Below are 26,503 nucleotides of genomic sequence, written 5' to 3'. Positions count from 1 at the left end.
GGTCGGCGGGGCGGCATGCTGCCCCTCATTTCTAAATAAACGGAGTGTCGAGTTATGGATCCGAATGGATTGCTTGGAGATGTGCCGCCCCGCGCGGCAAGCAAGAAACCGGCGCAGGCAACGTCGCCAGCACGGGATGCAGGGGTGCCGGCTGTAGTGGCATCGCCGCCGGTGGTGGATGCGCAGGTGACCATCGAGTCTCCCGTGCTCGATCTCGCGCCCGCGGACGCATTGCCGAACGATTCGCAGCAAGACGTCGATGTCGAGGCGGTAGTTCCGGTGCGCGTCCTGGTGAAGTGTGTCTATGGCATGCCGAATGACGTCGTCGATCTGCCCGAAGTCGAGGCGCAGATCGCGACGCGGGCCGGCCAGGTGTGCGACCAACCCGCGTCCGTGGTCTTTGCGCGCGCACTCCGTCGCTGATCGGGGGTAGGAATGGCCGCGAATGTGGTTGTCCCGCCGGATGCCGAGGCGATCTCGCTGGCGGATGCTTGCGAACATCTGAGGGCCGATATGGGGCCGGAGGATTCGCTGATCCAGCGTGCGATCCGTTCCGCGCGTCGACGTGCCGAGCACGAGCTTGGGCGGCCGCTGTTGCCGCAGACATGCGAAAAGCGATTCGAGAAATTCGATCGCCGCATGTATTTGTGGTGCGACGTCACCGGGGTTGAATCGGTTAAATACGTCGACGACGGCGGCGTCGAGCAGCTGCTCGAACCGATGTCGTATTTCGTCGCCGGCTCGAGCTTTCTGAAACTCGTCGCGCAAGCGCCGGCAGCCCGCGAGGTGGTCGTACGGTTCAAGTGCGGGGCTTTCACCGCAGATTCGGTGCCGGAGAGCGTGGTCGAGTGGATGTTGCTGCAGGTTGGCGCGATCTACGATAACCGGTCTGCTGTCGATAGCGTCCAGACATATGAAATTCCGGGACGCTTTGTCGACGGGCTGCTCGACGGTGTGCGGATTTATTCGATCTAGCTATGCGAACCGGAAAACTCAACAGACGTGTCCGTATCGATCGCCTCGATCCTGATGCGCAGGACGAGTACGGCCAGGCTGTGCCCGCGTGGAAATCGCTCGGCACAGTCTGGGCGTCGATCGCGCAAAAGTCCGGATTGGCAACGATCAGCGGAAGTGCGGAGGTTGGCGAAACGAAGGTGTCGATCCGAGTTCGCTACCGCACCGACCTACACGAAGGCATGCGCGTGACGTTGGTTGCACACGTCAACGGCCAGCCGGTAGACGTCGCGCAATTCAAGGTCGATGCGGTGCTGGTCGATCACGCCAAGCGGAAGCACACCGATTTGGTGTGTCTGGGGGTTGATCGTGGCTAGTGCAGAAACATTCACGACAGCGGCACTGGCCGAACTCTCGCCGATCAAGGTATATCCGGACGTGGCTCCTGCCGGGGCGATCGCGCCGTATGTCGTCTATCAGGCGGTCGGCGGGAAAGCGATTTCTACGCTCGAAAACGAGTCGGACGACCTACAAAACTGCCGCATGCAGATTGCCGTGTGGAGTCCGATCAAGGGCGAATCGGTGACGGTAATGCAGGCGGTGCGCAGGGCGATGATGGCTGCCGGTGGAATTCCGATTGGCGCGCCTGTCTCCGAGTACGAGGCCGGGACGAAGATGTACGGCCGTCGTCTCGATTTTTCAATTTGGTATAGGGAGTAAGCCATATGGCAAGCATTGCGTTTAACGCGCAGAAGTCCAGGATTTCTGTTGATTCGCAGGCGGTTCCGACTGGCGATGCGCCGGTATGGACTCAGATTAAAGGCGTGAAATCGATTGGCGGATTTGATGGGGCCGCCAACGTGATCGATATCTCCGACCTCGATTCGACCGCGAAAGAGAAGATGCAGGGTCTGCAGGACAATGGCGATTGCCAACTCGAGGTCAACCGAAACTTCAAGGACCCGGGCCAGGTCGCCGTCAAAAAGATGCAGGGTACGCAGGAGACTCGCACTTTCAAAATCGAGTTCAACGACGGCAACAAAACGATTCACACGTTCAAGGCCTTCGTCGCCAGCTTCGGCCAGTCGCTGGGCGTGGATGCGGCAGCGACAGCGACCATCAAGCTGACGATCAGCGGTGACGTGATCGAAACGGTCGGCCCGTAACACCTGATCGCCAAATATAGACAATCTGAGGCGCGATTCGAATTGCGTGCCGCCAATAGATTTAAGAGGACTACAAAATGCTTACCCGTGAAATGATCCTTGCCGCGCGCGACCTCGACTCGGAAGTGGTCCCTGTTCCTGAGTGGGGCGGTAAGGTTCGCGTGGGCGTCATGGGCGGATCGGCACGCGAAAAGTTGATGGATGCACTTTCCGAGCCGCGCAAGGTGTCTGAATTCCACGCGCTCATGCTGGCCGGCACGCTCGTTGACGAGAGTGGCGCGCCGATCTTCAGCGAATCCGATCTCGTGGCGATCGCGCGCAAAAACCCGGAAGTGTTGGGCCGACTGGTTGACGTTGCGATGCGAATCAACAAGATCGGTGCTGGTGCAGTGGAGGCCGAAGAAAAAAACTCCGAAGCCGCCACGAACGCCTCTTCTGGTTCCGGCTCGCCCGCGAGCTCGGAATGAGCGTGCGGCGCTGCCAGCAAGAGGTGAGCAGCGCTGAATTCACAGAGTGGATGGCCTATTCGCAGATCGAGCGGTTCGGCCCGCAGATGGACGATTTGCGGATGGGCAACGTGGCGGCGGCGATTTACAACGTCAACCGTGACACAGAGACGCGTCCGGATGCATTCGGTCCAGCGGATATTTTCGGATGGATGGAACAGCCGAGAGAAGAGCCGCGAGTGATCGAAGACACCGACGAATACGTGTTGGAAATCGGTGCGCTATTTGGTTCGAGGTTGAAACGTGTCCCTCAAGATCGAATATCAGAATAAAGATGGCTTTCGCCAATTGCTAAACGGCATGGGTAGGGCGTTTGGCGAATCAACTTTGCGTAAAGCGGCGGCTGCCGGTGCGACAGTCGTGAAAGAAGAGGCGAAGTTTCACGCCCCTCGCGGCCCCCTGCCTCACCATCAAGGGCCGCAGAAATTCCCGATTGGTTTCGGCGCCGACAACATCATCGTAGCTTTCAACGAGGAAAAGTCTGTTGGCGGGAAGATGGCGACTTACATGGTGACGTTTGCGAAGGACGCGTATTACTTGCGCTTCTACGAATACGGTACCAGCCAGATGGCAGCGCGCCCGTTTTTTCGCCCTGCAATTGAGGCGACGCACGGACTGGTGAATACGCGAATCGATAACGTAATCGAGGAAGAATTGCGCAAGGCCGGCGTGATTACGTAGTGCGGCAGCACGAGGAATAGAGGATGGCGAACGGAACGCAATACAACATCACAGTCAACGCTGATGGCGTTTCGACTGCCCTCGAGCGGGCGCAGAATAGCTGGGAAAAATTCTCGGTTGCGGTCGATCTTGCGGGGCAAAAAGCGATCGCGTCGCAGAAGGGGCTTGAAGAAGCGACGCGAAACGGGGCTGCCGAAACGGTGCGAGCGCAGCGCTCGGTTAAGTCGTTCATGGAATCGCTCGTCCAGCAGGCCGCAACAGCCGGGATGACGAGCGAGCAGATGCTGCAGCTGCGCGCTGCCCAGCTTGGTGTTGCAGATAGCGCGGCACCGCTGATTGCTCAGGCCAAGGCTGCGCGCGAAGCAATGCAGGCGCAGGCTGCAGCTGCTCAGGCGTCGGCTGCTGCTCAAATGTCGGCGCAACGGGAACTGACGGCGGCGCAAGCAAACTCGCTGGCGCAGCAGACTGCTGCTGCTGATCTGGCGGCGCAGGCTCAGGTCGCGACGGGCGCGCAACGTGATCAGCTGCTGCGGGCATCGGCTGCTGCAGCGGCCGCTCAACAGGCCGCTGATGCTCAAGCTGCGTCGGCTCAGATGCGATTGAATGCGGCGAACGATGCGGCCGCTCTTGACGCGGCGAAAGCAAAAGAGGTTGCAGACGCACGTGCTGCCGAGTTTGCGAAGTCAGCAGCGGCCAAGGCAAACGCGGATCTGCAGCGAGCGCTGGCAACGGGCACCGCGGCTCAGCAGGCTTCCGCTCAACAAGCGGCTGCATCCGCCGCGCAACGCGCTCAGGCGGCGATCGCTGCGGCGGCCGCATCGTCATCGGCTGCGCAACAGGCTGCGTCTCAGGCAGCGGCGTCCAGGCAGATCGCAGATCAACAGGCGGTAGCTGATGCAGCGGCACGCGCGCGTCAGCAAGCGCTTGGCGGCGCTGGTGGCGGGGCGAATCCCAACGGCGGGATTAGCGATGCGCAACGTGCAGCTGCTATGCGGATGATGCCGGCGCAATTCACCGATATCGTTGTGCAGTTGCAGGGTGGCGCGAACCCCTTGACGGTGATGCTGCAACAGGGCGGGCAGATCAAGGATATGTTTGGCGGGATTAAGGAAGCCGCCAAAGGCATGGGCTCGTATTTGGTCGGGCTATTCAATCCTGTCACGATCGGCGTCGCCGCGGTAATCGGCGGTCTGGTTGCGGTCGGCGCTGCGATGTATGTAGCGCACGACGAAACAAAAAAGCTCAACTCAGCGCTCGCGCTGTCTGGCGGCTATGCGGGCGTTACGGCAGGCCAGATCAACGTGACGGCGCAGTCGCTGTCCTCGCTGAAAGGCGGCGAAGGCGCAGCAATTGACGTGCTCACGGCGCTCGTAAAAACCGGCCAGGTTGGCGGTGCGGCTATGGAGTCGGCGGGCCGTGCAGTCATGGACTTTGCTCGCGTCTCGGGTGAGTCCGCCGACAAAGTCACATCGCTGATGCAGCCGATGTTCGAAGACCCGACCAAGGGTGCGGCAAAGCTCAACGAGACGATGCATTTCTTGACGATCGCGCAATACGATCAGATCAAGGCGATGCAGGATCACGGCGACAAGGCGGGCGCGCTGAAAGTCGCGATGGATGCGATGGACGCGAGCATCACGTCGCAGACGACGCAGCTCGGCTATCTGGGGCAGGCGTGGAAGTGGGTCAAAGAGCAGGCCAACGGTTTTTGGCGTGCGATGGTCGATTGGGGCAAGACGGATACCGTCGAAGAGGTTGGCAAGAAGCTCCAGAAAGACATCGATGATCTGCAGAAGAAGATCAACACCGAGTGGGCGGGGCAAAGCAAGAGCGGGTACAAGTGGCCCGGCCAGAAAGCTCAGGAAGAGCGCTTGGCTGCGATGAAAGCGGACCTGGCCAAGCATCAGGAAGAGGCGGGGAAGGCGCAGAGAGCAGCGCAACAGAAAGCTGAGCGCGACCAGGCGGCACTCGACCACATTGCCGCGACGAACGAATCGTTCCGGGTTGCCGATAACGCTGCGAAGCGCAAGAAGAAAATCGATGACGCGAATGCTACGTTCAAGACCCGTAGCGCAGCACTCGATAAGACCTCGCCCGATTACGCATCGAATCTGAAGGCCGCACAGGAGCTTCGCGATGCGACGATCGCAGCCGCCGAGCACGATTTTAAGGACCCGAAGACACCGAAACCAAAGCACGAGAAAGCCGTAACGAATGACGCCTCGCAGCGGATGATCATCGACGCTGAAAAGGCAACTGCGGCGCTCGAGCTGCAACTCAAAACGCAGGAGAAGCTTGGGGAGTGGGCGAAGAAGCGTGCTGAATTCGAGCAGCAGATTGCAGGCATCCAAGCGAAGTCGGAGGGCAAGCGGACAGCCGATGAAAAGGCGCTTTTGCTCAACAAAGCTGCGGTCATGGCGAGTCTCGACGCTGCCGTTGCCAAAGAGCGCGAGGTGCAGTCGCAGGAAAAGCTCAACAAAGTGAAAGAGCGGTCGGCGCAGCTTGATGCGGATATCGCCAGCTACCAGCAAAGCAACCGCGAGCAGTACGACCGCCAGCTTGGTGCGCTCGGCATGGGCAAGGAACAGCAGCAACGCGTCGAGGCGCAGAAGGCGATTTACAAGCAATACCAGCGCGAAACCGAGAGGCTGAACAAAGAGACGGCCCCCGAGTTGATCGGCGGAACTGAGCACCAGGCGGCGCTGGCGAAAATTCAGGCTGGGCTGCAACAGTCGCTTGCTGACTATGACGCTTACTACGCGGCGTTGAAAGAGAAGCAGGGCGATTGGGTGCTCGGGCTGAAACAGGGATGGGCAGACTACGTTGATCAGCAACAAAACGTGTTCCAGCAAACGGCGAGCATCGTCAACAACGCGACGAACGGAATGTCTGACGCGTTCGCTAAATTCTGCGAGACCGGGAAGCTAGATTTCAAGTCTCTGGCTACATCGATCATTGCGGACATCGCGCGTATGCAGGCGCGTGCAGCTGTGTCGGGGCTGTTCAACTTCGCGATCGGTGCGGTTTCGTCATTCTTTGGTGGTGCAGCGGGCGGGACGAGTGCGCTGACCGGGATTGGTGGTGACACGATCGCGGGAAGCGTCGCAGGTTCAACTTCTGGAATTGCTGGCGGAAATGTGTTCGGCTTTCACGCAGACGGCGGCGCAATTCGTGGCCCGGGCACGGGAACATCCGACTCGATCCCGGCGATGCTGTCGAACGGCGAATACGTCATCAAGGAATCCGCCGTGCAGCAGATTGGCGTCCCGGCGCTCGATGCGATCAATAGCGGGCGCGCAGTGCATTCAGCGGCGCATTTCGCTACTGGCGGCGCAGTAGGCTCTGCCTCTGCATCTACCTTCAATCAGCAGGGCGGCAGTATGTCGCTGAATATTCCGGTGACGATCGAGGGCGGTTCGGGCGACGCATCGCAGGCCATGGCGAGTGCTGAATTCGTGAAGCGGCTCACGCAGATGGTGCAGGGGTTGATCGCGGCCGAGAGTCGTCAAGGCGGATCGCTCTGGAAACTCAGAAACAGGATCGGGTGATGACCGACACATTTATCTGGTCGCCGACCGTTCAGGGCTTCGGTGGCGACACGACGCTACGTGTACGTAAAGCCCCGTTTGGCGATGGGTACACGCAGCGTGCGGCCGACGGACTGAACAATCGGCAATCGACATACAACCTGCGGTTCGTGGGGAGGGCGGACAAGATTGCCGCGATCTCCGCGTTCCTCGACGCGCATGCCGGGGCGACTTCGTTCTATTGGACGCCGCCGCTCCGGCCGCAGGGGCTGTTTGTATGTGAGAAGTACACCGAGCCGGCGAAGGATGGCGACGTGTACACGATGACGGCGCAGTTTGAAGAGACGTTTGCACCGTGAGGGAAGGTTATGGGTTGGCTCCAGAAAATTTTGCTTGGCACGGCCCCGAAGGGGGCTGATGGAGATAGCAGCCGCGTTGCACATATCAAGGCAAATGCCAACGTAGATGTGCTGAATGCGCAGGCTGCACTCACGTCGGCACCGCTCATTGCGGCATCTCAAGTGCTGACCGACGACCACATCGGGAAGCGAGTGAATTTGAGTTTCCTGACAGACGGCGGCTTCATCAAGCTGAAGCGCGCATCAACTTGCCTGCCTGATTCGGTTGTATTGCTCGTGAACGTTGGGGTGAAGCGCGTCGCGCTAGCCGTTGACGATAACTCCGGTGATGCGCTGGCGCTGACCGGGTTGAGCGCCGGTGAGTCAGCGCTCGTAGACACGGACGGTGTTCACACGTGGCGAGTGCTGTTGCGTGGGCGTGCTGCCGGCGATAACGAATCGGTAGTCGGAAATTTGAACGTCGGGGGATCTGCCAATTTCGCTCAGCGACCTTCAGTCAATGGAGCGACCGTCTGGGATTCCGGAAATTTGGCCGATCCACTGGTGGCGCACGACAACCTTAAATCACTTGAAAACAAGGCGATTGCGCGCGGGAATCTTGGCGTAAGCCATGTTCTTCTTGGAAAGATTGTTTGCGACGGGAAGACAACCCCGGAATTCGTTTATTTGTTTTCGGATGAATTTAAGAATTACGAGGTCGAGTGGGAGGATGTGGTGCATCCAAACAATGTCGTGAGCGGTTCGGATCAATTGTGGATGCAAGTGCACGTAGGGGGATCGTTCAATGGGTACGACGCGTCACCAAATTATCAATTTGCATGGTCGTTTATGAACTCACTCGCGCAAATGGCAATACCGCCTAGTAGTGCCTCCGGGGGAGTGGCATTTCAAATATATAACGGCCAAGCGGGAGGGTATCCGTTTGGATCGTCCGGGCGTATCAGAATATACAATCCGATGGGATTGGTCGCATATCGCCGTGTCACTTGGGAGGCGGTTGGAAACAACGGCTCCGGCATGGCGATGTACTGGGGCGGTGGCGCCTATGTCGGCGGGGTTGGGATGCCTGTTGATGGAGTCAGATTAGTCCTGGGGAACGGGGCGGCTCCTGGCAAAGGGGTATTCCGCCTGTACGGAATACGAGCATGAGCATCAACAGCGATATTCAGTCCCTCGAGCCGGGTCGGATCTTCGAAGGGTTTGAGGTGAATTGCTTGGAAATCGGCGGTGATGTTCTGCGCTTCCACGGGCATCTGCAGTCTGCCACGATCGTTTGGCAAGGCGAGAAGTACCGCGCATGGCCCATCGCTGCTGCAGGATTCGAACGCACGTCGGATGCTCGGCAGCCGTCGCCAACACTCACGGTCGGTGACATCAACGGAACGATTTCTGCGCTCTGTGTGGCGCTTGGGGACCTGGTCGGCGCAAAGGTGTTCCGGCGTCGGACGTTGGCACAGTATCTTGACGCCGCGAATTTCCCCGGGGGAAATCCGTCTGCGGATCCAAACGAGCAGTTTCCGGTCGAGCAGTGGCGTATTGAGCAGAAAAGCGACGAGCAGCCGGGGCAGCAGGTCGAATTCACCCTTTCGTCACCGCTCGATTTCGGCGGCCAGCAGCTCCCGAAACGACAGATCGTATCGACGTGCCAGTCGGAATACCGCGGCCCAAATTGCGGGTACGCCGGCTCCGCCTACTTCGACAAGAACGACAATCCGGTAAGCGACCCGGCGCTCGACCGATGCAGCCAGAAGATCAGCGGATGCGAGTGCCGATTCGGCGTGAACAATCCGTTGCCGTACGGCGGTTTCCTGTGCGACACGCTGTCGTAACACCCGATTTCACTCACTTCATGGACCCGCCAATCGGCGGGTTTTTTTATGGACGAACGAATCAAGCAAGCGGTTGCAGATCATGCGCTCGCCGAGTATCCGCGCGAGTGCTGCGGGCTGATCGTGCGGTCGGCGACGGGCGACGCATACCTGCGTTGCCGGAATGTCGCGTCGGCGCCGAAGGAGCATTTCGCGCTCGCGCCGGAAGACTATGCCGAGGCGGAAGAGGCCGGGGAGATCATCGCGCTCGTGCATTCGCATCCCGGCGCATCGGCACAGCCGAGCATGGACGACCGCGTGAAGTGCGAGCGCGTCGGCATACCCGCGTGGATCATCGTGTCGCTCGGTGTGCAGGGCGATGGATCGATCGGCATTGACGACTGGTGCGAGTTTGGTCCGAGCGGCTATGTCGCCCCCCTGTTCGGTCGGGAGTACGTGCATGGCGTGCTGGATTGCTACGCGCTGGTACGCGACTGGTATCTGGCCGAGCGCGGAATCGTATTGCCGGATTTCGAGCGCACAGATGGCTGGTGGGACGACGGTCACTCGAACCTCTATATCGCGCACTGTCAGGACGCCGGGTTTCTCGACGTGGGGCCGAGCGTGAACCTCGAAGTCGGCGACGTGCTGCTCATGCAGGTTCGAAGCAAGAACGGCGTGCCGAATCATTCGGGCGTGTATCTGGGCGACGGGATGTTCCTGCATCACATGTACGGGCGGCTGTCGTGTCGAGCGGTTTGGGGATCGATGTGGCGGGACTGCTGTACGACGGTGCTGCGTTACGTGGGGAGGTAGTGGTGAGCGAGAAGCTGCGAACGATCAAGCTGTATGGCGTTCTGGGGGCGAGATTCGGACGGATTCATCGGCTCGCCGTGTCATCGGCGGGAGAGGCCGTGCGCGCTCTTTCCGTGCTGATCCCGGGGTTTGGGGCGTTCCTGACGCGCGCTCGCGACGACGGCCTGACATTCGCTGTATTCAATGGGCGGCGCAATCTCGCTGAAGACGAGCTGAATGGTCCGGTAGGTGACGACGAGATCCGAATCGCGCCGATGATCATCGGGAGCAAGAGCGGCGGGCTGTTCCAGACCATTTTCGGAGCAGCGCTGATGGCGGTCGGCGCCATTGCCTCGTTCTATGGGCAACCGTGGGGCGCGCAACTGATGGGATTGGGCGCGTCGATGGCGCTGGGCGGCATCGTACAGATGCTCAGTCCGCAGCAGGTCGGGCTCGCTGGCGCGGCCAATAACGGCACGTCGTATTACTTCAACGGCCCCGTGAACAGTGCGGCACAAGGCGAACCGGTGCCGCTGGTGTATGGCGAGATGATCGTCGGTTCGAAAGTCGTCAGTTCGGGAATTTTCGCGGAAGATCAGGTATGAGAAGGCTGTACGCAGAAACCGGCCCGATGCGACTGAGCGGTTCCAAGGGCGGCGGTGGAGGTGGCGGTGGGAGCGAATCCCCGGACAGCCTTCATTCCGTTGCTCGTGCGAAGGTGCTGGACGTCATTTCTGAGGGGCACATCGTCGGACTGGTCAACGGCATGCAGTCGGTGTATCTCGACGGCACGCCGATCCAAAACGCGGACGGCTCGATCAACTTCCAGAATTACAGCGTCGACGTTCGCACCGGCACGCAGGACCAGGACCATTTGCCCGGGTTTCCGGCGGTCGAGCGCGAAGCTGCAGTTGGTGTGCCGCTGACGTCGGATGCGCCGTGGGTCCGGCAGATCCAGAACACGCAGCTCACTGCAGTCCGAATCCGTTTCGGCGTGCCCGCGCTTCAGCGTTCGGATACGTCGACCGGGAATATCACTGGCTACCGCATTGAATATGCGATTGACCTGTCGGTCGATGGTGGATCGTACGCGCAGGTGCTGACCGGTGCATTCGACGGCAAGACGACGTCGCTCTATGAGCGTGCGCACCGGATCGAACTGCCGCGGGCGAAGACCGGATGGCTTGTCCGGGTGCGGCGAATCACGCCGAACAGGCATAGTTCGACGGTCGCCGACACGGTCAACATCGAGGCGATTACCGAAGTCATCGATCGCAAGCTGCGCTATCCGATGACGGCGCTCGTCGGGATGACTTTCGATGCGCGATCATTTTCGCAGGTGCCGACTCGATCGTATCGCGTAAGGGGGCTGATTATCCGCGTGCCGTCGAACTATGACCCGGAGACGCGCTCGTATTCGGGGACGTGGGATGGCACGTTCAAGATGGCGTGGTCGAACAATCCTGCGTGGGTGTTTTATGACCTGCTACTGAATGATCGCTACGGGCTCGGCAAGCAGGTCGACGCATCGATGGTCGACAAGTGGGGGCTGTACGAGATCGCGCGATATTGCGATGTCATGGTGCCCGATGGGAAGGGAGGAAGCGAACCGCGCTTTACCTGCAACTGCGTGATACAGACAGCGGCCGATGCATTCAAGGTCCTGCAGGACTTGGCCGGCGTGTTTCGCGGTATCGCGTACTGGGGCCCGGGCGTCGTCGTGGCCTCGGCGGACATGCCGTCCGATCCGGTCTACCTGTACACCGCGGCCAACGTGATCGGTGGCGCTTTCAAATACGTCGGCAGCGAGCGGAAAACGCGTTATACGGTGGCGCTCGTCAGCTACAACGATCCGGCGAACCAGTACAAGCAGGCAGTCGAGTATGTGCCGGACGAGGACGGAATCGCGCGATATGGCGTGGTCAAAACGCAGGTAACGGCGTTCGGTTGCACGTCGCAAGCCCAGGCGCACCGGCTCGGGCGCTGGCTTTTGCTGACGTCTCGGTACGAAACCGGCACTGTGTCATTCCAGGTCGGCCTCGACGGAACGCTTTGTGCTCCGGGGCAGGTCATCGCGATCGCCGATCCGCGGAAAGCCGGCCGCAGAATTGGCGGCCGCATCCGATCGGCGACCGGCGAAAAGATCGTGCTCGACAAGGCCCCGACGGTAGCGCCGGGCGACCGATTCACCGCGATCCTTCCGTCCGGAGTGGCGCAGGCGCGAGATGTGAAGTCCGTGGATGGCGACACGCTCACGCTGGTTTCGCGCTTCGATGCCGATCCCGTGCCGGGCGCGGTGTGGATGATCGAGTCCAGCGAACTGGTGGCGCAGCTCTATCGTGTCGTCAGTGTTCAGGAAAGCGACGATGACGGACAGATCGCCTACACGATCAACGCCACACAGCACGAGCCGGGGAAATACGCGGCGATCGACGATGGTGCGCAAATTCAGCAACGCCCGATTACGATCGTTCCGCCGTCCGTGCAGCCGCCGCCCGCGAATGTGCGCTTGTCGACGTACTCCGTTGTCGATCAGGGCATTTCGAAAACGATCATGGTGATCGCATGGGATGCCGCCGACAAGTCGGTCAGCTACCTTCCGGAATGGCGGAAGGACAACGGCGAATGGGTGAGCGTTGCCGCGACGGGCGGCCTGCAGGTCGAGGTTCCGGGGATCTATCAGGGAGCGTACTTGGCCCGCGTCCGGGCACAAAACGCGCTCAACATTACGTCGATTCCTGCCTACGGCGTCGACACAATCCTGACAGGAAAGACGAGTCCGCCGCCGGCGGTCACATCGCTCAAGGCTACCGGTGTGGTGTACGGGATAGACCTGAAATGGACGTTTCCGGGTGACGGCTCCGCTGGCGACACGCAGCGCACTGAGACCTGGTACAGCCGCACGCCGAGTCGTGACGACGCAATCAAGATGTCGGACTTCGCGTATCCGCAGGCATCGACGTCGTATCAGGGACTCGCTGTCGGGCAGGTGTTCTATTTCTGGGCACGGCTCGTCGACACGTCGGGCAATATCGGCCCGTGGTATCCATCAAAGGGACCGGGAATTCAAGGGCAACCGAGCACCGATGAGAGCGCTTACGAAGAGTATTTTCGTGGGCAAATCACCAAGGGCGCGCTTGGGCAAGACCTGCTTGAACCGATCGAGTCGATTACGCCGCCGATGGCCGGTGACGCGGATATCTATGCCGGCGACGAAACGATGCATGCAGGAGTGTGGTCGTTGCAGTCGGCGATCGCCGAAGGCGATATGGCGGTGGCAAAGAAAGTCGATACCGTTGCGGCCAAATTGCAATCCGCGTCGGGCACGTTGACTGCGGCGGTGCAGCGGGAGACACATGCGCGCGTGGACGCCGACAGTGCGATGGCGCAGGAGATCACAACCGTACAGGCCAAGGCCGACGAGAACGCGGCAGCTGTACAGACGGTCGCGCAGTCGTACGCGAATTTGAATGGGCGTGTTGCGGCGTCCTACCAGATCAAGACGCAAATTACGTCTGATGGCCGGACGTATGTAGCCGGAATCGGTATCGGCGTCGACAACAGCAGTGGGGTTGTCGAATCTCAGGTGCTGGTGTCGGCGAGCCGATTTGCAGTCATCGATCCGAACAACGGCGGAGTACTCGGCGTGCCTTTCGTGGTCCAGGGCGGACAGGTGTTCTTGCGCCAGGCGCTCATCGGCGCAGGCTGGATCACGAACGCGATGATCGGCAGCTACATCCAGTCGGACAACTACATCCCCGGGAGACAGGGTTGGCGGATCGACAAGAGCGGTTGGTTCGAGATCAACTCGACGGACGGACGTGGCAATCGAACGGTTGTCGATAGTAACGGCGGGCGTACGTATGACGCGAACGGGCAGATTCGAGTGCGATGGGGGGTATGGGAAGGATGATGGCCGGACTGCAGATTTTCGACGGCGCGGGCCGTCTCATCCTTGACGCGAAATCGCGTGCAGGACGCGTGGTTGGCATCGTCCATACCGGCGGAGCGGATGGGAGTGTTACCGCAAATATGTCCGGCGGTGAGCCGTTCTGGGCCTTTATGCCGGAGCGGATTTTTTACCGCGTGTCGGGTGCCGAGCCTTCCCCGATTGTCGCGATAAATGCCGGTGGAGTCAGCTGGTCCTACAGCCCAAACTATGCCGGGTCGAATGCCTATACCCGCGTGCCGGGCTGGATCGTTTTTGGAGTGTACTAGTGACGGCAGGTTTTCAGGCATTCACCGATACTGGCATTTACCAGATTGACGGATCGACGCCGAACTATCAGTTGGTGCAGGCGATGTCGGCGGATTCGGCTGACCGGGGTTTGCATCTTGCATATAACGATGCCCATATCGCGTTCGGAATAACTCTCCCGAGTGTGACGTTCACGTTCGCGGCCCAGGCAGGGCCAATGTACGGAGTGCACGCGTCGGGTGGCGTAGGGATCACGCATTGGAGCACCGATCGCAACGGCAATGTCTATTCGCTCACGTTCGTCACCGAGCGGCCGTGCACCGTGCGTCTCTTCCTCTTCGATCAGGTGCCGCCGGCGAGCGGGAATTTTGGGCTGCAGGTGTTTAACGAGAGCGGGGCACTCATTGCTGATTCATCGAGGCCGTTTCTGCGCGTGCTCGATGTCATCTATGAAAAGTACATCGGCGATGCCGGATGGACAGTTGAGGGTGCGCCGAATCCACCGTGGCACGCGAAATCGTACGGCGTGCCGGTTCTCATTTCTGCCATTTACTCGGTACATAAGGCGTGGAGCTACAACGATCCACCGAAAGTTGAGCTCACATCGATTCGAGTTGATGGAGGGAACGTATCTTGGGGGACGACGCTTTACGGCGGGGGAAGGGCGCCGAACTACGTCGGATTCAGGGAGCAATACCACTCCCGCTTCATGGTGCTGGATGGAACGGGAATTGTGTAGTGAGCCACCTTCGGGTGGCTTTTTTTTTACGGGGTAAGGAATCTGGGAGCAGTAATGCAAGAACACGAAAAAACGATTCTGGAGCTGGTCATCATGGGTGGACTGATTGGCATCGCCAAGGTCCTGGTCGGCAGCGAGCAACTGACGTTTCGACTCGTTGCCGGTCGGGCAATGTTGGGTTCGGCAACTTCAATGGTCGCCGGCATTGCGCTCCTGCAGATCCCGGATCTGCCGCCGATGGCGCTGCTCGGCATCGGAAGTGCGCTTGGCATCGTCGGATCGCAGTACGTCGAGGTGCTGTTGCGTCGGAACGCGAAGAGACTGTTCGGGGAGAAGTGATTATGGGCAACTACGACGCAGCGATCCTAAAGGTTGAACTGACTCGCGACGAGGACCGGCGCAATCGGATCTATACCGACACGGTCGGCAAGGTGTCGGGCGGCATCGGCCGCAACCTGACGGACAAGGGCTTTCGCGACAACGAGATCGATCTGATGTACCAGAACGACATCGCGGAAACCGAGGCGTGGCTCGATCGCAGCCTGCCATGGTGGCGTTCCCTCGACCCCGTGCGCCAGCGCGTGATGATGAACATGGCGTTCAACATGCAGGCGAAGCTGCTCGGGTTTCGCAATTTCCTTGCGGCCGCGCAACGTCGCGATTGGAACACGGCGGCCGCTGAAATGCTAGACAGCCTGTGGGCTCGGCAGGTGGGCGCGCGCGCGACGCGCCTTGCCGCGATGATGCGGAGCGGTACATGACCTGGATCGATCCGCGTATCTGGCTCGCCGTCATCGTTGCGGCCGTCGCCGGCCTGGCTGGCGGTTACTTCAAGGGGCACGCCGACGGCGTGCTTGTCACAACGGTCGACGCTCAAAAAGACCAGATCAAGGCCGTGAGTGACGCGCGCGCCGAAGAACAACGCCGCACCGCGGCGCAACAGGAGAACGCTGAACATGCTGCGAAAGACCGCGATCAGGCGCGCGCTGATGCTGCTGCTGCTGCTTCTGCTGCTGACGGCCTGCGCAAGCAAGTCGCCGCGCTTGTCGCAGGCGCCCGCCATCCAGCTGCTACGACCGGAGGCGCGCCAGCCAGCGACGCCCTCGATCTGCTCGCCGACGTGCTCGGCCGCATTGACGCGCGAGCGGGCGAGCTGGCAAGAATCGCTGACGAGCGCGGCATCGCCGGCCAGCAATGTCAAAGAGACTACGAGGCGCTGACGGCAGAAGCTACCGCGACAAGAAATTAATTTGTAAAATTCGCGACCACGAAGTGAAAGATATCAACTAGCGCCTGAGACAGAAAATGAAAAAAATCCTTGCAGCACTGACATTCCCGCTTTGTATCTCTCTTTCCGCATGCGGTGGCGACGACGGGGCCGCGCCGGCAGCGCCCAGTAAGTTCGCCGTGAAGCTGACGTTTTCCGGAGTGCCGCTTGTGACGCAGCAGAAGACGTCACGTATGGCGCAGATGGACGGCGCGTCTCAAGCGCCGTCTGACGGGCAGGCGACGGTGGATGCCCTTCAGAAGAAATTCACGGCTGCCGGCACCGGGATTACCGTTTATCCGGGTGTGGTCGACGGTACGTCGCTGCATCAGATCGTCATGTCGGTCAATAACGGCATTGGTCCGACGGAGGACGAGATGCGGAAAGCACAGGTCCCGGCCGTCATGTCGGAGTGGGTCGTCGTCAATTTCCAGCTCGACGATATGCGAACCGGGCGTAACGACCCTGCTCAGGTCGCGGCGCTGGAACAGTTCAGGAAGGATTTGCTTGTCTTTCAGAATCGGCTGTACCTTGAAGGGAAAAGCCTTCGTAAAGTCATCCCGATTCGGACGTGCGAGCTTCCCCCCGGAGAAACGGCGGCCGACGGCTTGATCGATACCCTGAACAGCGTCCCCGGAAACGGCTACCTGATGGGCTTGTGGGACGCCCCTAGCAAGGAGCATATGGGTGTTGACTGCCGCACTCCTGACCAGGCCACTCTCGATGCCCATTTGGACGCCGTTGTCACTCCGATCGTCGCAAGCTACAAGGCGGTCAATGAGTACGTGAATGACTGCCGCGCCCATCCGGAAAATCATCCGGAAGGGTGCAAGGGCATCTAGCCGAGGAGGGAAGTACGTTCCCGGCCAGCCGTTACGATTAGATCATCCCTGCGCGCCTCTTCTCGGCGCGTAGGAGATGACGCAAGCGCTGAAATTCTCCCTGACCGCCGCTGAGCGCCCCCTTGTCGTCGACGTTTTTGTCGACGTAGTCGAACCATGCCTGGAGGTGCTCGAGCGATTTCCGAAGGGCGAGGATTTCGAGGATCAGCCATCGCACCTGAAGGTCCGTGTAGTCGCGCCACAGCGCGCGCAGCTCTGCATCTGTCGGAGCGTCAAACTCCGGCATCACAGGCTTGAGCTTGATGCGTCGATCCCGGAGAGGTACGCGGTTCCGGTCGACTCGTGTGCTTTCGATCGGCCTGGTCGTCGGCATGTCGAAGGCGCCTAATACATCATCGAGCCACCATTCGAGTTCGCGTTCCGTAAGCTCGATAGGCGTGCGCGTCCACTCCGCGCTACCAGCGGGTTTGTACTCCCAGATGTAAGCCCACTGAGGTTTGATCACGGTTGAAACACTGTATAAAAACACAGTATATTTCGCGATAAGCTATCCCCGTCAAGTCTCAAAAATGGGGGCGGGATATGTGCACGAACTACCGGGCGCCGCATGAGGACTTCGAGCTCCGCGAGCTACGGATTGAGCCGTTCAGCGACCTATACCGCCGGTTCCCGTGGAAACCCGAAATCTACCAGGACTATCTAGCGCCGATCGTCGCAAACGTCGACGGGAGGTTGATGCCATTGGCGGCCGGGTTCGGTTTCTGGCCGCGCGCTCTGCAGAACGCCAGCATCGAGAAAGCGAAGGAAGAGGGCCGGAAGCTGCCGATCATGCGAACCACGATGAACGTGCGCGACGACAACCTCGGGAAGTCGCCGCTGTACGGCCCGTCATGGCGCGCCGGCCGACGTTGCCTGATCGTCGCGGAGTGGATCTACGAACCCTGTTATGAGACCGGGAAAAATGTATGGCACCGCATCGGCCTGGCCGACTGGCGGCCTATGTGCGTCGCCGGAATTTGGCGTACGCTGAAGAATCCGGACGGGACCGACCATCACACGATGGCGATGATTACCGTGAACGGAGAGGGGCATCCGATCTTTTCCCAGATGCACAAGCCGAGCGACGAAAAGCGGGCGGTCGTGATCCTGCGCCCTGATGACTGGGAGGAGTGGCTGACGACGTCGAACGTTGAAGCCGCCCGTGCGATGCTGCAGCTGTACCCGGCCGACGAGATGGCGGCCGGCCCCAAGTGAATCGGCGCTACGCCAAAATTACGCCAAATTCGACAGGATGCCTTGCTGGGTAAGGCTTGGTGCGGTGGTCTCTGGTCCCCCCGACAGGAATGGGCCATGAGCGGCCACTTGCGCTTTAAAGTCGGATGACCGTTTTCGGACTCGAAGCGGCCATCTCGATAGCGCGGTCAGGAACTATCGAATTGCCGCGCGGCACTTCGGCTACGTGCAACGTCACGCGTCCCATCCGTCTTTCTCAAGACCGTCCAGAACGGATTCATAAAACGCCAACCCCAATTCTGCGTAGGTTTGGACTGATGCCAGCGTGATATCTTGGCCCGCATGTGTGCGCGGCACATCATAGGTCTGGTCGCGATTTTTAACCGCCTTCAGACGAAGTTCGGCCCTTACGGTCCTTCTCTGATAGCCCGGTGGTGGAGGCACTTCCATCGTGACACCGTTTATCGTGATTTTCGGGTTGCGCACACGCATTCTGGCGTCGCTAGTCGCGACGTTCTCGAAACCGCCTGGCATGACGCCAGTCGTTTCTTCATGTCGATGTTCGTCCGCATGACGAGCCTGGGAAAGGTATCGAACTAACTCATCGGACTTTAAAGCGGTCTTTACGCGCTTCACGTGTGGCGAATTGAAGAACTTGGGATCACCTTTCAAGGCGGATTCAGTCTTGTTCCAGAAACGAGTGAGGCGACCAATAAACTCCTTCCAGTGTGTCTCTTCTTCGTCGGGGCTGGACGCCGCCTTCAGTCCATCAAGCGCCTTCCTCGCAAGTGCAATTTCTTTGCGTGCCGCAATCAGTTTTATACCCGCCATGCCTTTCTCTCCGATTTATTCAGCAATGTTCAAGAATACAAGCACTGAATGCCGGATGGAACAATGTGTTCCTCGCCGGCAAGTTCGCATTCGCGATCGGGCGTTGATCCGACGTCCGTCATCGATTATGAGCCGGTCGTTGATCGTGTGATATGAACGTCTGAGTGGGGGCGATCGCTGCCTTCACACTGCACATGTCAAAAAATCGCCTCGGATCATCGCTCGGTTTCGGTTTAGAATTTCCGAGCCGACAGTTTTATCTTCTCGCATGCCCCAGTCGCGATGATGGAAATGCCACCTTCTTTGGACCTGTAATAGTTGAAGTCACCGGTATTCCTGTCGATCACAAGCTGAGTGAGCCACGTGGACTGATCTGCGGAGGTCGTCTTATTCGTGATATCCCATTTTCCTTTGTCGCTGTCGTCTACGAGGTCCACAATCGGTCCGACCTTGAGTGTCGAAACGGCGATGCTTAAGTCTGCGCCAGTCCCGCTGATCATCGTTGCCCCGTTCTCCGTGTCGATCTGTAGGACAATCCTGCCGCTATGCTTCTCCTCGTTGCCGGACGAAAAGCTGACAGTCTCGGTGAATTTGCATGCGAGCTTGATGGTTTCCGCAATGGCGGCGTCGGACAGCGCGCAAGCGGCAAGGCTGATCATGATGACTCTTAGCATGGATATCCCCGGCTTTGATTTTTACCGTAGTATAAAGCGGGCATAGCAAACGGCTCTTGTGCCCCGGGACCGGTCGCGGTGCGGTGCAACGAGCGTCTTAGAAGGGGCGGCGACCGCTATTCACGAAAATTATGAGCGTAGGTTGTGGCGTAGGTTTATGGTTCTCGGCTTGTGGAGTAAGGTGAAGTCACTACTTCGAGGAAAACGAGTGACGCGTATCGGCGTGTCGCCGAGGCCTCCATCTCGATGCGGGGTTTCCGATCGTCACGGTACTCAATCGAAGCCGGTTCGTCCGGCTTTTTTCAGGCGTCATGCCGACGGTGACGCGTGGCGAGATGGTCGCGTGCGCAACGTTTCGCGGTGGCGGTGCGGTCGATGAAGCAATCAGGGCAACGAATGAGCGCTTCATTGGAAATTGCAACGGAACGCCTGACGCTGCGCCGGTGGCGGCCGGATGATGCCGACGCATTTGCGGCGATGCACGCCGATGCCGAGGTGACGGCGTGGCTCGCGCGCGGCCCCATGACGGTGGCAGACGCGCGCGCCGACATCGACCGGTTCGACGTGCATTTCGACGCGCACGGTTTTGGCCTGTTGGCGGTCGAGCGCAAGGTCGACCGCGTTTTGATCGGCCTCTGCGGCCTGCATCAGGAGAACCGCGACGGCCATCCGTTGGCGCCTTGCGTGGAGATCGCATGGCGGCAAGCGCGTGCCGCGTGGGGGCGCGGGTACATGAGCGAAGCGGCGTCGGCCGCACTGGCCGACGGGTTTCAGCGGATCGGGCTTACCGATATCTTCGCGTGGACGGCGGATGCCAATCATCGGTCGCAACGGCTGATGCAGCGTATCGGCATGCAGCGGCAACCCATGCTGGATTTCGATCATCCGGCGCTTGCGGACGGGCATCCGTTGCGCCGGCACGTCGTGTACGTCGCGCGGCCGCACGCGACTTCCCGCTGATCGCCCCGCGTATCGATGCGTTGACTTATCGAGGCCACGCGGCGTTTTGCAGGACGATCCGGTATCCGTCGAGATCTTCGAACGTCTGGCCGGACACGTCCCAATACGGATTGAACGCCGTCACGCGGACGAACCCGTGCGCCGTCGCGCAGGCGCATGCGGCCTTCCAGGTTTCGCTGTCCGGCAGATAGAAGGCGATCAGGTCCTCGGGTGTCGGGGCCGGCGCGACAGGGTGCGTTCGGCAGTGCGTGAACTCGAAGTGGTAGTCCATGCCTTCGCGCCCGAGCATCACGCCGTCGAAGCCGTCGTGGTCCTGAAACCGGGCGAGTACCGCGAGGCCGAACGCATCGCAATACATGCGCTCGGTTGTGGCGAGATCGCTGACGGGGCGGGCGATGCGCAGATGGGCTTGCATGGGCGGGGATAACGCGGTTGACGATGCTATCCATGATAGGCGGCCGGTCGGCGCACAGCACACGCGGCATTCGCGCGATGCCGCGTGCGTTGACCGGGCCGCGCGGTTACGCGATAGCCGTATCGGCGCTCGATGCAGCGGTATCGGGGCTGGGCACGGACGGCGCGGCCTGCGCACCGGCGAGGCGTCGATAGCGCGCGAGCGCCCACAACGGGAAGTACGCGGTGTAGCCGTGATACTTGAGGTAGAAGATGCGCGGAAATCCCGGCGCGTTGTGCGAGCGATGCCACCAGAAACCGTCGTCCTGCTGGACCGACAGCAGGTAGGCAACGCCGCGGCGCACGGAATCGGATTGCCAGTCGCCGAACGCCATCTGCGCGAGCAGCGCCCACGCGGTGCAGTTCGACGTGCTCTCGCCGTAGTTGGTCGCGCGGAGCTGCGGGTCCGCGTAGCTGTCGTTCGTTTCGCCCCAGCCGCCGTCCGCATGCTGGTGCGCGCGCAACCAGTCGAGCGCGCGCGCGATGTAGGGCTGCGACTTGTCCTCGCCGGAGAGTGCGAGGCCGGCCAGCACGCTCCACGTGCCGTACAGGTAGTTCGTGCCCCAGCGGCCCCACCAGCTTCCATCGGGCTGCTGCGTGCGCTTGACGTACTCGATGGTGCGCGCGACGGCCGCACGGTCTGCCGGGCGGTTCGTGACGCCGAAGCACAGCAGCACGCGGCCGGACACATCCTCGGTCGGCGGATCGAGCAGCGCGCCGTGATCGGCGAACGGAATCGCGTTGAGATACAGGCGATCGCAATCGGCATCGAAGGCGCCGAATCCGCCATTGCGCGATTGCAGCCCGCGCATCCAGTCGAGCGCGCGCGCGACGCGTTCCGCGTAAGGATTCTTGCCCGATGCCCGCGCTTGCGCGCGGCCCCGGCGGTCGAGCATCGCGGCGACGACCGCGCTGTCGTCGATATCGGGGTAGTACGGGTTCGCGTACTGAAACGCCCATCCGCCCGGTTGCGTGCCGGGACGCACGTTTTCGCGCCAGTCGCCTTCCAGGTCGTTCACCTGGCGCGTCGCCAGCCAGTCGTATGCGCGCGCAATGCGCTCGTCCAGCTCGCGATCGGCGGTCTGCGAGTCCGGCGCCGCGGACGTCGTGCCGCGGGCCTGTTCGAGCGCCATCGTGCTCCACGCGGTGTCCCACACCGGGGAGAGGCAGGGCTGGCAATACATGCTGCCGTCCGCCCGCGTGACCAGCAGCTTCTCGAGCGCGTCTTCGCAGTCGCGCCGCAGCGGGTGGTCTTCCGGGTAGCCCAGCACTTCCATCATCTGGTAGCTGTACACGATCGGCGGAAAGATGCCGCCGAGCCCGTCTTCGCCGTTCATGCGCTCCGCGCACCACGCTTCGGCGTGCCGGATCGCGCGTTGCCGCAGGCGGCGCGGCAGCAGCGGCTCGAGATGCCGGACCGTGCGATCCAGCGCGAGGAAGAGCCGGCGCATGCCCTTGGCGGGCGGGAAGTAGTGGCGCTCCTCGTCGGGCGGCGTGACGAACAGTTCGGCGATCGACACGTTGCGCGGATTGCGCGCGCGCGCCCGTAGCGAACACAGCACGAGCAGCGGCACCATCGTCGTGCGCGCCCAGTAGGCGACCTTGTACATCGAGATCGGCACCCACTTCGGGAACAGCACGAACTCGACGGGCATGAACGGCGCCGCGCGCCACGGCACCTGGCCGAACGTCGCGAGCAGGATGCGCGTGAACACGTTCGAGCGGGCCGCGCCGCCGAGCTTCAGGATGGCTTCCCGCGCGCGGACCATGTGCGGCGCGTGCTCGGAATCGCCCGCTGCCTTCAATGCGAAATACGCTTTCACGCTGCACGAGATGTCCGGAGCGCCGTCGACGTACAGGTCCCATGCGCCATGCGTTTCGAGCCGCTGGATCGCGCGCAGGTAGTGCGCCATCTGCGCCTGGCGGGCGTCGTCGATCTTGTCCATGAAATGCATCATCAGGATGTATTCCGCGGTGATCGTCGCGTCGGATTCGAGTTCGAAACACCAGCTGCCGTCCGGCTGCTGGAGGCCTGAGAGGGCGTCGCGTCCGCGGAGGATGGCGGCGTCGAGCGCGGACGGGGAGAAGGACGGGTTCGGTTTCATGGCGCGGATAATACCATCCAGATGGAATGTTTTCCGGAGAGAGAGGCGATGATAAGATCCGCGTATGAAAAAACGCCCCGACACAGCCCCGAGCGACGCGTCCATGCAGGCCGGAGCGGCGAAGGCCGCCAGCGCGCACGCGGCAGAACGCGCGTCGACGCACGCCGCCTCGGCCGCTTCCGGCGTGCGGCGCAAGAAGGCGCCGGAGCAGGTGCGCGCGCAGCTCCTCGCCGCCGCGTCCGACCTTGCCACCCGGCATGGGGTGCAGGCGCTGACGCTGGACGCGGTGGCCGAGCGCGCCGGCGTGACGAAGGGGGCGCTGCAATATCACTTCGCCAACAAGCAAGGATTGCTCGACGCGCTCTTCGAGCAAACGGTCGCGCGGTTTTCCGGGCAGGTGGCGGAACGGATCGCCGCGGATCCGGAGCCGGCCGGCGCGGCCTCGCGCGCCTATATGCACACGATGCTCGACCAGAAGAACCCGGCGGCCAGCACGGATGTACTGCGCGTGCTGGTTGCGTCGATGGTGAGTGAGCCGGAGGCGCGCGAACGCTGGTCGGTGCCGATCAGCGAATTGAGCCGTCCCGATCCGGTGCCGCTTGAGCAGGCTGCGACGCTGATGATTTGCCGGCTCGCGGCCGACGGCCTGTGGCTCTGGGATCTGCTCGGCTGCCAGGACATGCCGGCCGAACTGCGGACGGAAATCGTCCGTCAGCTGGAGCGCATGACCGTCGACGCAGGTTCGGCGCCGACACGATGACGGGTGTTTCGCTCGTGCGCGCGCCGATGAGGCGTCTGCCGCACCTTCCGACGAACCCGGTTGCCAACAAACAACGTGAACGATCGTAATCCGGATCTTCGTCGGCCCGTCGCAGGGCCATACCGCCAGTCTCGATGGGCGGCCGTGCTGGAAAGCCTGTTCGGTTTCGTCGCGAAGGGCACGATGGCGCTGGCCGCGTTGATCGTGGTGGTTCTTGCGATCTTTGGCGGCGATGGGCTCGAACTCGTCGGTCTGTTGCCGACGACGAAAAAGGGATGGTTGCGCTTGCTGCTCGCGCTGGCGGCAGTGATTGCGATCGTCTTTGCCGCGCTTTACTTCCTGGAGCCGGGCAGGGCGCATGTCGCCGGCAAGTAGTGCATCCGGCGCGCAGGCAATAAAAAAGCCCGCTGCTTGAGCGGGCCGAAACCATGTTTGGAGACATGGAGGAGACAGACGCAAATTTAAGGGAAAACCCTAGATTCGGCAACAGGCAATTGACCGAATGTTGTATTCCAGCAACTCAAGGGGCTCGGTGCGCACGCATGTCCAAGCCGCGCGCCCGATTGCTGCCGAACCGTTCGTGGGCGATCGGCAGCGCGAACTTGTCGCGCATTTCCGTCTCGATCCACGCGCAGGCCTCGCGCGCGCAGTCGTTCAGTTCGTGCCGGGTCGCGTGCCCGTCGATGTCGTAGACGAAGCGCACGTCGACCTCGTCGTCGGCGAGCTGCCGCTCGAGCTGATTGAGCTGCAGTTGCGGCGTGTGCCGTTGCGCAAGCGCGCGAAGCTCGTCGAAGTGATACTCGAGCCAGTCCACGAAGAACAGCGCGTCGGTGCGGCACGACAGGCGGAACGCTGCGCTGCGCGACAGGCGCGCGGTGCCGTCGGCGCCGGCGAGCGGCGCGGGCGCCGGGTCGCGCGGATCGTCTTCCGGGCCGGCGGCCGCATCGGCGACGGGCGCGAGCGGGTGCCGGATGTGCCGGTAAGGCTCGCGGTCGCGCAGCGTGTGCCACAGCAATTCGTCGCCGGCGGCGCACGACGGCTGCATCGTCAGGTCATGGTGGCCGTCGCCGGTCGCGGCGACCTCGCGAATCACAAGGCGCAGCGAGCAGAGCGGTTCGTCCCGGGCCAGCAGCGTGGCCGCGCGCGGCAGTCCGCAGACGAGCGGCGCGGGGCCTCCGGTGCGGAACACGAGCCCGTGGCGGTCGAGCCGCACGAGCGGCAGCGGCTCGGGAAACGACGGGTATGCGACGGCGATGCGCGCGCCGTCGGCGCGCGTCAGCTCCGGCATCATCGAGCGAAAGACCGTTGAATGGTCCACGTTGATTCTCCTTCGAATTCGATAGCGCCCGGGCGCAATGGATGCGCTCAGGCGGCGATGGCTTGCCGGGCGCCGCTTCCCGGGACGATTCCAAGCGCTGCAAACGTTTGCGGGTCGATATCGATCCAGCAGGCGACCACCATCCGACCGTCGATCATCTTCGGCGGGCCGGCCCGGTGCGCGTGCACGCCGATGCGGCGGAACAGGCGCTCCATGCTGGCGAACGTCACGCCGATCAGCTGCCGCGCGCCGAGCTGCGCCGCGCACTCGACGACCGCGGCCAGCATCGGTCGCACCGCCCACGCGGCGGCTTCCGCCGAGCCGGCCTCGCCCGTCGCGGCAAAGCGCGACAGCTCCCACACCACGGCCGACTGCGGCGGCGCCAGGCCTTCCGCAAGCAGATCTGCGAACAAGGTATCCAGCAGGTAGGGGCGGGTCGTCGGCAGCAGGCGCGCGCAGCCGCACATTTCTCCGCTGCCGTTCCGCGCGAACACGTAGACGGTATCGTCGCGGTCGAACTGGTCGCGCTCGCAACATTCGTTCGCCGACGGGAGCGCCCATCCGAGCTGTTCGACGAATACACGGCGCCGGTAGCGACCGATATCCGCTGCCAGTTCGTGTGGCAACCGCCCTTCCTCGTGAACGAAGGTCCGCATGGTGTCCTCGGGTCTTTGCTTGAAGTGCGTGCATTACAGCGCGCGTCCCGAGGGGGCGGTAACTGGTAACTCTTACAGGGTGACGGACGGAAAGAACCAGCCGCGACGTGGTATCGGTTTCTTGAACGACGGGATTGAAAACCGGCGCGGATTTGCTTATAAAGAGCGGCTAGGCGGTCAATCGTCGGACGAATGCGTGCGTCGGGTTGTCACTGGAGCGTCGGCCGGGCATGATGCGCGTCGTGATGCGCGAAGACGGCGGACGCGACGGCGGCGGACCAGTCGAGGTGGGCGAGGCGGGCCACGAGCGCGGCGGCGGTGCGGAACATGCCGAGGTCGGCGCCGGTGCCGTCGACGGCCATGACGTTGCTGCGGACGTCGCCGCCGGCGATCACGAACGCGCCCGACGCGCGCTCGAGATACCAGTCCCAGCCGAGCGTCACGTAGGCGGCGCCGGCGCGGGCGGGGCGTTGCCACTCGGTGTAGCCGGCGAGGCGGGCATCGATCGCACCGTTTTGCAGCTCTGCGAGCAGCGCCGGATCCAGGCCGCTCGCGACATGATCGAGCGCAAGTTCGGCCACTGCGCTTTCGGAAAGACGCACGTAACCGTCCGGGGACGGACCATGGATGGGTTGCAGCAAAGGTGAAGTCATGCGCGGAATGTATCAGCC

33 protein-coding genes are annotated in these 26,503 nt (G+C 61.6%); 25 read left to right on the top strand and 8 right to left on the bottom strand.

Annotation, left to right across the window (positions count from 1 at the left end; genetic code table 11):
• Positions 1–54: 54 nt before the first annotated feature.
• From B7P44_RS27560 to B7P44_RS27465, 21 genes are all read left to right on the top strand, one after another.
• Positions 55–423 (top strand): hypothetical protein, encoded by a 369-nt coding sequence (locus B7P44_RS27560; protein WP_133117930.1) that lies wholly within the window; start codon positions 55–57, stop codon positions 421–423.
• A 12-nt stretch (positions 424–435) separates the two neighbouring features.
• Positions 436–975: a head-tail connector protein gene (locus B7P44_RS27555; RefSeq protein WP_084909060.1), complete on the top strand. Its 540-nt coding sequence runs from the start codon at positions 436–438 to the stop codon at positions 973–975.
• Between the two features lie 2 nt (positions 976–977).
• Positions 978–1,331: a phage head closure protein gene (locus B7P44_RS27550; protein WP_084909059.1), complete on the top strand. Its 354-nt coding sequence runs from the start codon at positions 978–980 to the stop codon at positions 1,329–1,331.
• Positions 1,324–1,674 carry a DUF3168 domain-containing protein gene (locus B7P44_RS27545; protein WP_231716725.1) on the top strand — a complete coding sequence of 117 codons (351 nt, stop codon included), beginning with the start codon at positions 1,324–1,326 and terminating at the stop codon, positions 1,672–1,674. The genes B7P44_RS27550 and B7P44_RS27545 overlap by 8 nt, the downstream gene beginning before the upstream one ends.
• Positions 1,675–1,679: 5 nt before the next feature.
• Positions 1,680–2,120: a phage tail tube protein gene (locus B7P44_RS27540; protein WP_084909058.1), complete on the top strand. Its 441-nt coding sequence runs from the start codon at positions 1,680–1,682 to the stop codon at positions 2,118–2,120.
• A gap of 77 nt (positions 2,121–2,197) precedes the next feature.
• Positions 2,198–2,587, top strand: coding sequence for a hypothetical protein (locus B7P44_RS27535; protein ID WP_063894703.1), 390 nt, complete (start codon positions 2,198–2,200; stop codon positions 2,585–2,587).
• Positions 2,584–2,898: a phage tail assembly protein T gene (locus tag B7P44_RS27530; RefSeq protein ID WP_084909057.1), complete on the top strand. Its 315-nt coding sequence runs from the start codon at positions 2,584–2,586 to the stop codon at positions 2,896–2,898. The genes B7P44_RS27535 and B7P44_RS27530 overlap by 4 nt, the downstream gene beginning before the upstream one ends.
• On the top strand, positions 2,870–3,307 hold the full coding sequence (locus B7P44_RS27525; RefSeq protein ID WP_231716724.1) for an HK97-gp10 family putative phage morphogenesis protein: 438 nt from the start codon (positions 2,870–2,872) through the stop codon (positions 3,305–3,307). Before B7P44_RS27530 ends, B7P44_RS27525 begins: the two co-directional genes overlap by 29 nt.
• A 23-nt stretch (positions 3,308–3,330) precedes the next feature.
• Complete coding sequence (locus B7P44_RS27520; protein WP_084909056.1) at positions 3,331–6,855, top strand: phage tail tape measure protein; 3,525 nt, start codon at positions 3,331–3,333, stop codon at positions 6,853–6,855.
• A complete protein-coding gene (locus B7P44_RS27515; protein ID WP_084909055.1) occupies positions 6,855–7,193 on the top strand; it encodes a phage tail protein in 339 nt (112 codons plus the stop codon). The genes B7P44_RS27520 and B7P44_RS27515 overlap by 1 nt, the downstream gene beginning before the upstream one ends.
• Before the next feature lie 9 nt (positions 7,194–7,202).
• Positions 7,203–8,342: a hypothetical protein gene (locus B7P44_RS36760; protein WP_133117931.1), complete on the top strand. Its 1,140-nt coding sequence runs from the start codon at positions 7,203–7,205 to the stop codon at positions 8,340–8,342.
• Complete coding sequence (locus tag B7P44_RS27510) at positions 8,339–9,022, top strand: phage minor tail protein L (RefSeq protein WP_084909054.1); 684 nt, start codon at positions 8,339–8,341, stop codon at positions 9,020–9,022. Before B7P44_RS36760 ends, B7P44_RS27510 begins: the two co-directional genes overlap by 4 nt.
• A gap of 48 nt (positions 9,023–9,070) precedes the next feature.
• Positions 9,071–9,817, top strand: coding sequence for a C40 family peptidase (locus B7P44_RS27505; RefSeq protein ID WP_084909053.1), 747 nt, complete (start codon positions 9,071–9,073; stop codon positions 9,815–9,817).
• 2 nt (positions 9,818–9,819) lie between these two features.
• Entirely contained in the window at positions 9,820–10,401 is a 582-nt protein-coding gene (locus B7P44_RS27500) for a tail assembly protein (RefSeq protein ID WP_084910056.1), read from the top strand.
• On the top strand, positions 10,398–13,709 hold the full coding sequence (locus tag B7P44_RS27495; protein ID WP_084909052.1) for a TipJ family phage tail tip protein: 3,312 nt from the start codon (positions 10,398–10,400) through the stop codon (positions 13,707–13,709). The genes B7P44_RS27500 and B7P44_RS27495 overlap by 4 nt, the downstream gene beginning before the upstream one ends.
• On the top strand, positions 13,706–14,014 hold the full coding sequence (locus tag B7P44_RS27490) for a hypothetical protein (protein ID WP_084909051.1): 309 nt from the start codon (positions 13,706–13,708) through the stop codon (positions 14,012–14,014). The genes B7P44_RS27495 and B7P44_RS27490 overlap by 4 nt, the downstream gene beginning before the upstream one ends.
• Positions 14,014–14,733 carry a hypothetical protein gene (locus B7P44_RS27485; protein ID WP_084909050.1) on the top strand — a complete coding sequence of 240 codons (720 nt, stop codon included), beginning with the start codon at positions 14,014–14,016 and terminating at the stop codon, positions 14,731–14,733. Before B7P44_RS27490 ends, B7P44_RS27485 begins: the two co-directional genes overlap by 1 nt.
• Positions 14,734–14,787: 54 nt before the next feature.
• On the top strand, positions 14,788–15,072 hold the full coding sequence (locus tag B7P44_RS27480; RefSeq protein WP_059616700.1) for a phage holin family protein: 285 nt from the start codon (positions 14,788–14,790) through the stop codon (positions 15,070–15,072).
• Positions 15,073–15,074: 2 nt separating this feature from the next.
• On the top strand, positions 15,075–15,494 hold the full coding sequence (locus B7P44_RS27475; RefSeq protein WP_084909049.1) for a lysozyme family protein: 420 nt from the start codon (positions 15,075–15,077) through the stop codon (positions 15,492–15,494).
• Complete coding sequence (locus B7P44_RS27470) at positions 15,491–15,982, top strand: DUF2514 family protein (RefSeq protein ID WP_084909048.1); 492 nt, start codon at positions 15,491–15,493, stop codon at positions 15,980–15,982. Before B7P44_RS27475 ends, B7P44_RS27470 begins: the two co-directional genes overlap by 4 nt.
• Positions 15,983–16,038: 56 nt before the next feature.
• Positions 16,039–16,842: a hypothetical protein gene (locus B7P44_RS27465; RefSeq protein ID WP_084909047.1), complete on the top strand. Its 804-nt coding sequence runs from the start codon at positions 16,039–16,041 to the stop codon at positions 16,840–16,842.
• A gap of 37 nt (positions 16,843–16,879) precedes the next feature.
• Here B7P44_RS27465 and B7P44_RS27460 read toward each other — a convergent pair whose 3' ends face one another.
• Entirely contained in the window at positions 16,880–17,347 is a 468-nt protein-coding gene (locus B7P44_RS27460) for a hypothetical protein (RefSeq protein WP_321970412.1), read from the bottom strand.
• Positions 17,348–17,424: 77 nt separating this feature from the next.
• Here B7P44_RS27460 and B7P44_RS27455 point away from each other — a divergent pair, with 77 nt between their 5' ends.
• Entirely contained in the window at positions 17,425–18,096 is a 672-nt protein-coding gene (locus B7P44_RS27455) for an SOS response-associated peptidase family protein (RefSeq protein ID WP_084909045.1), read from the top strand.
• A 213-nt stretch (positions 18,097–18,309) separates the two neighbouring features.
• Here B7P44_RS27455 and B7P44_RS36755 read toward each other — a convergent pair whose 3' ends face one another.
• Together B7P44_RS36755 and B7P44_RS27450 are read right to left on the bottom strand one after the other, a co-directional pair.
• Positions 18,310–18,906 (bottom strand): hypothetical protein, encoded by a 597-nt coding sequence (locus B7P44_RS36755; RefSeq protein WP_133117932.1) that lies wholly within the window; start codon positions 18,904–18,906, stop codon positions 18,310–18,312.
• Positions 18,907–19,139: 233 nt separating this feature from the next.
• Positions 19,140–19,565 carry a hypothetical protein gene (locus B7P44_RS27450; RefSeq protein ID WP_133117933.1) on the bottom strand — a complete coding sequence of 142 codons (426 nt, stop codon included), beginning with the start codon at positions 19,563–19,565 and terminating at the stop codon, positions 19,140–19,142.
• Positions 19,566–19,955: 390 nt separating this feature from the next.
• Between B7P44_RS27450 and B7P44_RS27445 the strand changes: the two genes are divergently transcribed.
• Complete coding sequence (locus B7P44_RS27445; protein WP_407924044.1) at positions 19,956–20,540, top strand: GNAT family N-acetyltransferase; 585 nt, start codon at positions 19,956–19,958, stop codon at positions 20,538–20,540.
• Positions 20,541–20,565: 25 nt separating this feature from the next.
• Here B7P44_RS27445 and B7P44_RS27440 read toward each other — a convergent pair whose 3' ends face one another.
• Together B7P44_RS27440 and shc are read right to left on the bottom strand one after the other, a co-directional pair.
• Positions 20,566–20,955: a VOC family protein gene (locus B7P44_RS27440; protein WP_084909042.1), complete on the bottom strand. Its 390-nt coding sequence runs from the start codon at positions 20,953–20,955 to the stop codon at positions 20,566–20,568.
• Between the two features lie 106 nt (positions 20,956–21,061).
• Complete coding sequence (gene shc / locus B7P44_RS27435) at positions 21,062–23,098, bottom strand: squalene--hopene cyclase (protein ID WP_088511541.1); 2,037 nt, start codon at positions 23,096–23,098, stop codon at positions 21,062–21,064.
• A gap of 64 nt (positions 23,099–23,162) precedes the next feature.
• On the opposite strand from shc, the gene B7P44_RS27430 reads away from it, so the two are divergent.
• Positions 23,163–23,858, top strand: a complete 696-nt coding sequence (locus tag B7P44_RS27430) for a TetR/AcrR family transcriptional regulator (RefSeq protein WP_084909041.1) — start codon at positions 23,163–23,165, stop codon at positions 23,856–23,858.
• A gap of 144 nt (positions 23,859–24,002) precedes the next feature.
• Positions 24,003–24,233 carry a hypothetical protein gene (locus B7P44_RS27425; RefSeq protein WP_231716723.1) on the top strand — a complete coding sequence of 77 codons (231 nt, stop codon included), beginning with the start codon at positions 24,003–24,005 and terminating at the stop codon, positions 24,231–24,233.
• A gap of 145 nt (positions 24,234–24,378) precedes the next feature.
• On the opposite strand, the gene B7P44_RS27420 is transcribed toward B7P44_RS27425, so the two are convergent.
• From B7P44_RS27420 to B7P44_RS27410, 3 genes are all read right to left on the bottom strand, one after another.
• Positions 24,379–25,176 carry a hypothetical protein gene (locus B7P44_RS27420; RefSeq protein WP_084909039.1) on the bottom strand — a complete coding sequence of 266 codons (798 nt, stop codon included), beginning with the start codon at positions 25,174–25,176 and terminating at the stop codon, positions 24,379–24,381.
• A gap of 47 nt (positions 25,177–25,223) precedes the next feature.
• Positions 25,224–25,832, bottom strand: coding sequence for an acyl-homoserine-lactone synthase (locus tag B7P44_RS27415; RefSeq protein ID WP_084909038.1), 609 nt, complete (start codon positions 25,830–25,832; stop codon positions 25,224–25,226).
• 209 nt (positions 25,833–26,041) lie between these two features.
• Positions 26,042–26,485: a DUF4902 domain-containing protein gene (locus tag B7P44_RS27410; protein ID WP_084909037.1), complete on the bottom strand. Its 444-nt coding sequence runs from the start codon at positions 26,483–26,485 to the stop codon at positions 26,042–26,044.
• Between the last annotated feature and the right edge of the window lie 18 nt (positions 26,486–26,503).

Source organism: Burkholderia ubonensis subsp. mesacidophila (assembly GCF_002097715.1).
Classification (GTDB): Bacteria; Pseudomonadota; Gammaproteobacteria; order Burkholderiales; family Burkholderiaceae; genus Burkholderia; species Burkholderia mesacidophila.
This window is presented reverse-complemented; position numbering and strand designations above follow the sequence as displayed.